The sequence below is a fragment of the Streptomyces albidus (ex Kaewkla and Franco 2022) genome (assembly GCF_013870515.1).
GTDB classification, from domain to species: Bacteria; Actinomycetota; Actinomycetes; order Streptomycetales; family Streptomycetaceae; genus Streptomyces; species Streptomyces albidus.
The window spans coordinates 1-9262 of record NZ_JACBXA010000234.1 but is presented as its reverse complement, the minus strand read 5'-3'; the positions used below and the strand labels follow the sequence as shown (position 1 = coordinate 9262).

At 70.4% G+C, this 9262-nt stretch carries 10 protein-coding genes; 5 read left to right on the top strand and 5 right to left on the bottom strand.

From position 1 onward, the window contains the following. The 3 genes from H5J26_RS24880 to H5J26_RS24870 all read right to left on the bottom strand — a co-directional run. The coding region (locus tag H5J26_RS24880) for a DMT family transporter (protein ID WP_309238060.1) at positions 1-837 on the bottom strand (837 nt) is incomplete at its 3' end. A 126-nt stretch (positions 838-963) separates the two neighbouring features. Next, entirely contained in the window at positions 964-1854 is an 891-nt protein-coding gene (locus tag H5J26_RS24875) for an undecaprenyl-diphosphate phosphatase (RefSeq protein WP_181768196.1), read from the bottom strand. A 182-nt stretch (positions 1855-2036) separates the two neighbouring features. Beyond that, positions 2037-2750, bottom strand: a complete 714-nt coding sequence (locus H5J26_RS24870) for a TVP38/TMEM64 family protein (protein ID WP_309238059.1) — start codon at positions 2748-2750, stop codon at positions 2037-2039. Positions 2751-3194: 444 nt separating this feature from the next. On the opposite strand from H5J26_RS24870, the gene tuf reads away from it, so the two are divergent. Beyond that, positions 3195-4370: an elongation factor Tu gene (tuf, locus tag H5J26_RS24865; RefSeq protein ID WP_181768195.1), complete on the top strand. Its 1176-nt coding sequence runs from the start codon at positions 3195-3197 to the stop codon at positions 4368-4370. A gap of 149 nt (positions 4371-4519) precedes the next feature. Then, on the top strand, positions 4520-5311 hold the full coding sequence (locus tag H5J26_RS24860) for a spermidine synthase (RefSeq protein ID WP_181768197.1): 792 nt from the start codon (positions 4520-4522) through the stop codon (positions 5309-5311). A gap of 126 nt (positions 5312-5437) precedes the next feature. On the opposite strand, the gene H5J26_RS24855 is transcribed toward H5J26_RS24860, so the two are convergent. After that, positions 5438-6475 (bottom strand): hypothetical protein, encoded by a 1038-nt coding sequence (locus H5J26_RS24855; protein WP_181768194.1) that lies wholly within the window; start codon positions 6473-6475, stop codon positions 5438-5440. A gap of 114 nt (positions 6476-6589) precedes the next feature. Between H5J26_RS24855 and H5J26_RS24850 the strand changes: the two genes are divergently transcribed. Together H5J26_RS24850 and H5J26_RS24845 are read left to right on the top strand one after the other, a co-directional pair. Further along, positions 6590-7045 carry a DUF4442 domain-containing protein gene (locus tag H5J26_RS24850; RefSeq protein ID WP_181768193.1) on the top strand — a complete coding sequence of 152 codons (456 nt, stop codon included), beginning with the start codon at positions 6590-6592 and terminating at the stop codon, positions 7043-7045. Between the two features lie 171 nt (positions 7046-7216). Next, positions 7217-7960 carry a DedA family protein gene (locus H5J26_RS24845; RefSeq protein ID WP_181768192.1) on the top strand — a complete coding sequence of 248 codons (744 nt, stop codon included), beginning with the start codon at positions 7217-7219 and terminating at the stop codon, positions 7958-7960. A 39-nt stretch (positions 7961-7999) separates the two neighbouring features. On the opposite strand, the gene H5J26_RS24840 is transcribed toward H5J26_RS24845, so the two are convergent. After that, on the bottom strand, positions 8000-8566 hold the full coding sequence (locus H5J26_RS24840) for a gamma carbonic anhydrase family protein (RefSeq protein ID WP_181768191.1): 567 nt from the start codon (positions 8564-8566) through the stop codon (positions 8000-8002). A 124-nt stretch (positions 8567-8690) separates the two neighbouring features. On the opposite strand from H5J26_RS24840, the gene H5J26_RS24835 reads away from it, so the two are divergent. Then, positions 8691-9262 (top strand): acyltransferase (locus tag H5J26_RS24835; protein ID WP_181768190.1); only part of this gene is annotated, 572 nt, incomplete at its 3' end.

Genomic DNA, 9262 nt, shown 5'->3' with positions numbered 1-9262 from the left:
CGAGAGGACGACCAGCCCCCACACCGTGACCAGTGCGGCGATGAGGGCGCCGGCGGCCCCCAGCGATCCGAACCGGAATCCCTCGCCCAGCATCACGATGCCCACGGCCGCCGCGAAGGCGGGATTGATCACGGTGGTCGTCGCCAGGGGAGTGGCCAGCCCTCCGCCGCGGTATGACGACTGCGACGCGGTGAGCCCGGTGACCGCGAGGACCGCGATCAGAGCGAGCAGGGGTGCGATGGCCATCAGTGCGGACGTGCCCCAGCCGTCCGCGACCGTCTTCACGAAGACCGAGGCCGCACCGTAGGCGACGCCCGCAGCCGTGGCGAGACTGACGGTGCGGAGCAGCCGCACCCGCCGTCCGGCCGTCGTGGCCGTCAGCACCAGCAGGGCGAGCGCGCAGGCCACGGCGGCTGCCAGGGTCAGCTGCTCGGAGCCGGACAACGCGCGCGTGGGCGTCGAGCCGGTGAGCAGGAGAAGGACCGCGAGTCCGCCGGAGACGAGGAAGATCCCGTGCCATGCGTGCGCGGTGACCGGCCGCTTGACCAGTACGGCGGCAAGCGGTGGCGCGAGCACCAGCGTGAGCACGCCCAGGGGCTGTACGACGGTGAGCGAGCCCACCCCCAGAGCTCCGACGTGCAGCAGTGCGCCCAGGCTGTTCAGGGCCACGGCGATCCACCAGCGGCCGGAGCGCAGAAGCCCGTAGCGGCTGGGTGCCGTGGTCGCCGCGAGCCGCTCCTGGACGATGGCAGCCGTCGCGTAGCAGACGGCCGAGACGAGCGACAGCAGTACCGCCGCGAGAAGGGCGTTCACGGCCGAGCCAGGCGGAATGCACACATCCGGTTCATACCGTCAACGATGCCTCTTCCTGAGGCCGCTTGTCCTCGTCCCAGAGGTGAGTTCTTCCGTACGGCCTCAGGAGTACACCCTCACGCTCCTGTGCACCGTGAGGCCTGACCCGGCTCAGCCCGAGGAGACGCCGCCGCCCGAGGAAGCGCCCTCGTTCGGGCTCAGCACGCCCGTGGCGACGAGGATGAACAAGGCGATCCCCAGCAGTACGCGGTAGATCACGAACGGCATGAAGCTGCGTGTGGAGATGTAGCGCATGAACCATGCGATCACGGCATATGCCACGACGAAGGCGAGGAGGGTCGCGAAGATCGTCGGACCCCAGGAGACGTGCCCCTCGCCGATCTCCGTCAGCTCGAACAGGCCGGAGGCCATGACCGCGGGGATCGCCAGGAGGAACGAGTACCGGGCGGCGGCCTCACGCGTGTAGCCCATGAAGAGGCCACCGCTGATGGTGGCGCCCGAGCGCGATACGCCGGGGATGAGCGCCAGCGCCTGGGCGCATCCGTACAGCAGTCCGTCCTTGACCGACAGCTCGTCGAGCGTCTTGCGTGCCCGCCGCTGCCGGTGCTGCCCGCCCCGGGCGTCGCGGGCCGCGAGCCGGTCGGCGATGCCGAGGATGATGCCCAGCACGACCAGCGTCGTGGCGATCAGGCGCAGATCACGGAACGGTCCCTCGATCTGGTCCTTGAACGTCAGCCCCAGCACGCCGATCGGGATGGAGCCGACGATCACCAGCCAGCCCAGCTGGGCGTCGTGGTTGCGCCGCATCTCACGGTCGAAGAGCGAGCGGAACCAGGCGGAGATGATGCGGGCGATGTCCTTGCGGAAGAAGATGATCACCGCCGCCTCCGTCCCGATCTGGGTGACGGCCGTGAAGGCCGCTCCAGGGTCCTGCCACCCCGCGAACGCCGCGGTGAGCCGCAGGTGAGCGCTGGAGGAGATCGGGAGGAATTCGGTCAGCCCCTGGACGAGCCCGAGGATGAACGATTCGAACCAAGACATCTGCTTTGACCCGTCCTGTCATCAAGACATGCTGGTGACCTGATCGCGTTCGCGATTTCGATCACGCGCAGACTACAGCGACGAGTTGACGCCCCGACGGGCCGGGTGACGGTGCGTGGAGCGGTTGCGGAGGCGTCCGTACGGCGTCGCAGGCGAGGTGCTCCTCCGGCGCCGCGAGGGCTTCAGGAGCGGGGGGCGTGGCCGCGCAGAAGGGCGCGCTTGCGCCAGGCGAAGACCGCGCCGCCGATCCCCGAGAGCGCGATGAAGCCGAAGGCGGCCAGGAAGACGGGTGAGGTGGGCGCGGCCGCGTGGCTGCCCGCGATGACGTACGCGGCGGTGTTGGGGACGACCCCCACGGCGGTGGCGGTCAGGAAGGCAGTCCAGCCCATGCGGGAGACGGCGGCACCGTAGTTGGAGGCCGCGAAGGGGACGCCGGGGAGGAGCCGGATCACGAGCATCGAGCGGAAACCGTGCCGGCTGAGCTGGCGGTCGGCCGCGGTGAGCCACCGGGCGCGCAGCAGCGGACGCAGAGCGTCCTGGCCGAGCATCCTGCCGAGGCCGAAGGCGATGCCGGAGCCGATGACCGTGCCGATGACGGCCGAGAGCGTGCCGCCTTCGATGCCGAACAGGGCGCCGGCGGCGACGTTCAGTACGGGGCGCGGCACGAAGGCCGCCGTGCACAGCCCGTACGCCACGGTGAACAGGACGCCTGCGACGCCCCCGGAGAGCTGCTCCGGCAGACCGTGGGTGACGAACCGCTGCGGCTCGTAGACCAGCATCGATATCCCCCCGGCGCACAGCAGCACCAGAAGCAGCGCGAGGCGGCACTTGGGGGAGACGAGTGTTTGAGCCAGGCGGCTGGGGAGTCCGTCTGACTGCGTCGTGGGGACGGGCACGTCGGTGAGCGTAACCGACGGAAGTGACCTCCCGCCGGGCGAGCGGCCGATGGGAGAGCGGCACGGGCGGGGTCCGGAGGGCCTTGTCGGCCGCGCTCCGCACCCTCGGCACCGCCGCCGAGCGGGAGCTTCGCCGGACGGGCGGGTGAAGCGCGCGGGCACCGGTGCACGGCCGGAAAAATCATTCGACGTACGGCTGTTGGGACGTCAGCATCTCAGTCATGAACCGGCAGGCCCTTCTTGCAGCATCGTCCGCAGCAGCGGACGCGCTCAGGGCTGCCGTGACCCCTCTCTGCAGGCACCTCGCCGCAGCAGCCGACGGCGCCCGAGGCTGACCCTTCCCGGATCACACCGAGGACCCCCCAGGGGGAGGGTCGGTCAGGCTCCGGGGTCCCGTTTCCACTGCGCGCCCTGTCCAGGCGCGCTGCAGACGAGGAAGACCACATGCCCAAGCAGGCATACGTGCGCACCAAGCCGCACTTGAACATCGGCACCATGGGCCACGTCGACCACGGCAAGACCACGCTCACCGCCGCCATCACCAAGGTCCTCAGCGACCGCGGATCCGGTGCGTTCGTTCCCTTCGACCGCATCGACAAGGCGCCCGAGGAGGCGGCCCGCGGCATCACCATCACCATCGCGCACGTCGAGTACGAGACGGACACGAGGCACTACGCCCACGTCGACATGCCGGGGCACGCCGACTTCATCAAGAACATGGTGACCGGTGCGGCTCAGCTGGACGGGGCGATCCTCGTCGTCTCCGCCGTCGACGGAGTGATGCCGCAGACCGCCGAGCACGTCCTGCTCGCCCGGCAGGTCGGCGTCGAGCACGTCGTCGTCGCGCTCAACAAGGCCGATGCGGGAGAGGAGGAGCTGACCGAACTCGTCGAACTGGAGGTCCGTGAACTGCTCAGCGCGCACGGCTACGCCGGTGACACGCTCCCCGTGGTCAGGGTCTCCGGGCTCCGGGCGCTCGAGGGCGACCCGCGCTGGAGCGCGGCCATCGAGGCGCTGCTGGACGCCGTCGACACCTACGTCCCCGTCCCGGAGCGCTACGTGGACGCGCCCTTCCTGCTCCCGGTGGAGAACGTGCTGACCATCACCGGGCGCGGCACGGTGGTGACCGGTGCCGTGGAGCGCGGCCGGGTGCGCGTCGGCGCCAAGGTCACGGTGATCGGCGCGGACACGGAGACCGTGGTCACGGGCGTGGAGACCTTCGGCAAGCCCATGGACGAGGCTCAGGCCGGTGACAACGTGGCGCTGCTGCTCCGCGGCGTTCCGCGCGAGACCGTCCGCCGCGGACACATCGTCGCCGTGCCCGGGAGCGTCGCACCGCGGCGCCGCTTCACGGCGGAGGTCTACTTCCTGCCGACGGCGGAAGGCGGCCGCCGCACGGCGGTGCGCAGCGGCTACCGGCCGCAGTTCTACCTGCGCACCGCTGACGTGGTCGGCGACATCACCCTCGGCCACGACGGAGTCGCCCTGCCGGGCGACAAGGTGACGCTCGATGTCGAACTCGGTCACGAGGTGCCGCTGGAGACCGGCCTCGGCTTCGCCATCCGCGAGGGCGGGCGCACCGTCGGCGCCGGCACCGTGACGGAGGTCGGCGAGGAGTGAGCAGGAGGCCCGGGAGCGCGGCGGACAAGTCGCGCCTCCGGGCCGCCGCACCTGCCCGCCGTCCGTGGGGCGGGCCCCCGCACAATGGGACGGTGGAGAAGGAGCCGATACCCGTGACGCGCGCCGTCGACAGCGGCACCGCCAAGCTGATGCCGGACATAGACCGGGAGGACGCCTGGCTGCTCACCCTCGACGGTGCGCCCCAGTCGTACGTCGATCTGCGAGACCCCTCGCACCTGGAGTTCGAGTACGCCCGCCGCATGGCCCACGTGCTCGACCTGGCGGCAGAACCCGGGCATCCGCTGGACGTGCTGCATCTCGGCGGCGGAGCCCTGACACTGCCCCGGTACGTGACCGCCACCCGGCCCGGCTCCCGGCAGCGGGTGGCCGACACCGACGAGGCTCTGCTCGCGTTCGTCGAGGAGCACCTGCCGCTGCCGCCCGGTTCGGGAATCGCGGCGGAGCCGCAGGACGCCCGCGCCTTCCTCGATCACTCACCGGCCGGCAGCGCCGACGTGGTGATCGGGGACGTGTACGGCGGTGTGCACGTACCGGCGCACCTGACCACGCTCTCCTATGCACGCTCCGTGGAACGCGTGCTCCGCCCGCACGGCGTCTACCTCGTCAATCTCGCCGATTCAGCGCCCTTCCCCTTCGTCGGCTCCCAACTGGCGACGCTCGGCGCGGTCTTCGGGCACCTCGCCCTCGTCGCCGAGCCGGCGGTGCTGCGCGGCAGGCGCTTCGGCAACACCGTCGTCGTCGCCTCGCACGAAGAGCTGCCTCTCGGCGAACTCGTCCGCCGTGCCGCCTCGGACGTCTTCCCGGCTCGGGTCGAGTACGGGCCGGCGCTGGACCAACTCACCAGAGGAAGGGCACCCGTTGAGGACGCGGACGCCGTGCCCTCGCCCGAACCCCCCGACGGGGCCTTCACCGTCGGCTGAGCGCCGGCCGGGCTTCCGGGCTTCCGGTCCCGAAGACGCCGGACGCCGGGAGGCCGCCGCGATCAACGCCCCCCGGCGACGGGGGAGTCGAAGGCGACGGCCTCAGGTGAGCGGTGAAGTGGCGTGTCAGCCGCGCGGGTTGTCCTCGTCTCCGGGTTCACCGTACGAACGCAGGCTGGCGGCCATCTTCTTGATGGTGCCGGCCGGGACCTCGTCCTTGACGTTGGCGTCGGTGAGGAAGATCCAGATGGACAGGTCGTCGTTGACGTTCAGCCAGGAGATGGCCACGACCTTCCCGTCGGCGGAGCACTTGTCCTTCTTCGGGGCGCCGGTGACGCTCGCGGTGGCGATGTGGCCCTTGATGCCCTGCTTGTTCTTGAAGGCCTTGCCCCCGGACTCCTTCAGGGTGCCCTTCTGCTTCTGGTCGTAGCCCGCGAGCACGAAGTTGGACGCGGCGATCTCGGCCGCCTCCTTGGTGTTCCTGGAGCCCTGCGCGCCCTTGGTGCCGACGGCGGCACGGTTGCTTCTCTCGCACCAGTCCTGCTTGTAGAAAGCCGGAGCGGACATGGCGACCAGCAACTTGCCCGACTTGTCGTCCTCGAAGCCGGTGATCGTGCCCTGGCTGGCAAGCTCCCAGTCCTTGTTCTTGGGCACGTCGAACGCCGAGTAGTGCTTGGGGTTGATGACGGACTGCCAGCCGGGCACGAGCGGATCGGCGGGGTCCTTGGAGGCCGACCCGCCTCCGGGCTTCTTCCCGTCGCTCTCACCAGGCGAAGGATCGGCGCTGGAGGACGTCTTGGTGTCCGGTCCTGCGGTGTCCTTCTTGTCGTCGTCGTTGACGACCAGAACCGTGGTGATCACGGCCGCCGCGACGACGGCGATCGCCGAAACGATCGCGACGACGGTCGTGTTGGACTTCTTGCCCCCGCCGGAAGGACCGGCCGGGCCGCCCGGCAGGGTGCTCTGACCCCACTGCTGGCCGGCCTGCTGCCCGTATCCGGGCTGTTGTCCGTACGGCTGCTGATACGGGTTCTGCCCTTGTCCGGGCGGCTGTTGCCCGTACGACGGCTGCTGGTACGGATTCGGCTGCTGAGAACCCGGCTGCTGGTACGGGTTCGGCTGCTGCGGATTCTGCTCGCCCCCGGGCGGCTGTTGTGGCCACATGGCGAGCACCTTATGCGGCGCTGACGGAGTCGACCACGCCCGCCCTCCGTTCGGTACCGAGCCGGTACAAGGCAGGCCTTACGGATCATGGTTACCCGGTGGTAACGTCAGGTCATGCCCACAGAGCCTCTGCCGCCCATCGGCGAAATGATGGCGGCCACCGTGCCGATGGCCCGCACTTTGAACCTGGAGTTCGGCGAGACCAGCGCGGAGCGCGCGGTCGTCTCGCTCCCCGACCAGAGCGCGTTCCACAACCACGTCGGCGGCCCGCACGCCGGTGCCATGTTCACGCTCGCGGAGTCGGCCAGCGGTGCCATCGTCCTCGCGGCGTTCGGTGACCAGCTCAAGCGGGCGGTGCCGTTGGCCGTACGCGCCGAGATCGGCTACAAGAAGCTGGCGATGGGCGCCGTCACCGCCACCGCCGAACTCGGCAGGCCCGCCGCCGACGTGCTGGCCGAGCTGGACGCGGGGGAGCGGCCGGAGTTCCCGGTGAAGGTGGCCATCACCCGCGAGGACGGTGCCGTGACCGGCGAGATGACGATCATCTGGACGCTCCGGCCGCACGGCTGACCAGGCCCGGAACCGGCGGCGAAGGCCGCCGCGACCCGCCCCGGTGCGGGTCCGCCGTTCTCCTGCATCGAGTAGGCTGCCGGGACACGTGCCCGTGTCTCTTCCGGGTGCGTGCGCGGGTTGCCGACCGACCGACGCCACCCGCGTTCATCACCGGCGGGAGGAAGCGCGTTGCACGTCCAGGAATGGCTCGAGACCGTGCCCGCCGTCAGCGTCTACCTGCTGGTGGGAGTGGTCATCGGGCTGGAGAGCCTGGGCATCCCGCTCCCCGGTGAGATCGTCCTCGTCAGCTCCGCGCTGCTCGCGTCGCAACACGGTGACATCGACCCGCTGATCCTCGGCCTGTGCGCCACCACCGGTGCGATCGTCGGCGACTCCATCGGATACGCGATCGGCCGCAAGGGCGGCAAACCGCTGCTGGACTGGCTCGGGGGCAAGTTCCCACGGCACTTCGGGCCGCACCATGTGGCCATGGCGGAGCGGTCGTTCGAACGCTGGGGGATGTGGGCGGTCTTCTTCGGCCGCTTCGTGGCCCTGCTCCGCATCTTCGCCGGGCCGCTGGCCGGCGTGCTGAAGATGCCGTACTGGAAGTTCCTCATCGCCAACGTGCTCGGCGGCATCCTCTGGGCCGGCGGCACAACCGCCGTCATCTACTACGTGGGCATCGTCGCCGAGGCGTGGCTCAAGCGGTTCTCCTGGCTGGGCTTGATCGTCGCCGTGCTGTTCGGTCTGACGTCGATGATCATCCTGCGGCGCCGTGCGAAGAAGGCCGAGGCCGAGCGCGTGACGGCCGTGGAGCCGGGTGCGGCGAGCGCTCAGGGCGGGGGGCCGGTGGGGGAGAAGACCGGCCCCACGCCTGACGCTCCGGGCAACGACGGCCGGGAGGCCGTCCCGGCCGCCGATCGCACCGACTGACCAGTCAGCCGCGGCTTCGTCTCAGCGTGATGACGAGTCTCAGTGGTCTTCCGACGGTTTCCGGCCCTCGTCCGACGGTGAGATCTCGTCGCGGTGCATCCGGGCCAGGTGCTGGTACATCAACGCGTTCGCCTTGATGCCCTCCAGCTCCTCCGGCGACAGATCCCGCTTGATCTTGGCCGGCACTCCGGCCACCAGCGACCCGGGCGGCACCTGCATCCCCTGCGGAACCAGTGCGTGCGCGGCGATCAGGGAACCCGCGCCGATCCGGGCGCCGTTGAGCACCGTCGCACTCATGCCGACGAGGACCTCGTCCTCCACCGTGCAGCCGTGGAGGACCGCGTTGTGCCCCACGGAGACGCCTTCACCGACGTGGGTGGGGAAGCCCGGGTCGGCATGCACCGTGCAGTTGTCCTGGATGTTGGACCCCTGCCCGATCGTGATGATGTCGCAGTCGGCGCGCAGCACGGCTCCGTACCAGACGCTCGAAGCCGCGCCCAGCGTCACGTCTCCCACCACCACCGATGTCGGTGCGGCGTAGGCGTCCTCGTCGATCTTGGGCTGCCGGCCGCTCACTCCCGCGATCACCGCTCGCTGCTCCGCCATCGCTCCCCCTCGCTTCCCGGCCGGATCGTCACCGGCCTCTCCTTGAACCGTATGCGATCGATGGGGGGAAGATCACAGGGGTCCTACGGGCTCCCGCGGAGCGCGATCCCATTACCGTGACGGCGTGCCATCGATCCGTGATTCCTTCGCCTCACTGGCGTCCCGCGTGGTGCACGCCCTGTGGCGTCACGCGCAGCGCGCCGGTGCGGTCACCGCCGCCCGCCCGGGCCCGTACGCCTTCCGCCGCATCGGCACGGGCACCCGGCTGGCGTTCCCGCAGGGAACGGTCTTCGGCACCCCGTGGATCGAGCTGGGGGACCACTGCATCATCGGGCAGGAGGTCACGCTCGTGGCGGGGATGATGCCGGACCTCGACCTCGGCCCAGACGCGGTCCTCACTCTCGGCCACGGCGTCGTGCTCGGCCGCGGCAGCCACGTCGTCGCTGATACGCGGGGGTCGGTCACCGTAGGGGACGACGTCTACTGCGGCCCGTACGTGTACATCACCTCGACCAACCACTCCTACGACGACCCGCACGAGCCCGTCGGCAAGCAGTGGCCCCGCAGCGCCAGCGTCGAGATCGGCAGCGGGAGCTGGCTGGGTGCCGGAGCCGTGGTGCTGCCGGGCGCCCGGCTGGGCCGGAACGTCGTCGTCGCCGCGGGTGCCGTCGTGCGGGGGGAGGTGCCCGACCACGC

Bases quoted from the DNA above. Each gene is read 5' to 3' on its own strand.
- H5J26_RS24855 (WP_181768194.1), bottom strand. From the start codon at position 6,475: ATGTGGCCACAACAGCCGCCCGGGGGCGAGCAGAATCCGCAGCAGCCG.
- H5J26_RS24840 (WP_181768191.1), bottom strand. From the start codon at position 8,566: ATGGCGGAGCAGCGAGCGGTGATCGCGGGAGTGAGCGGCCGGCAGCCC.
- H5J26_RS24850 (WP_181768193.1), top strand. From the start codon at position 6,590: ATGCCCACAGAGCCTCTGCCGCCCATCGGCGAAATGATGGCGGCCACC.
- tuf (WP_181768195.1), top strand. From the start codon at position 3,195: ATGCCCAAGCAGGCATACGTGCGCACCAAGCCGCACTTGAACATCGGC.
- H5J26_RS24860 (WP_181768197.1), top strand. From the start codon at position 4,520: ATGCCGGACATAGACCGGGAGGACGCCTGGCTGCTCACCCTCGACGGT.
- H5J26_RS24875 (WP_181768196.1), bottom strand. From the start codon at position 1,854: ATGTCTTGGTTCGAATCGTTCATCCTCGGGCTCGTCCAGGGGCTGACC.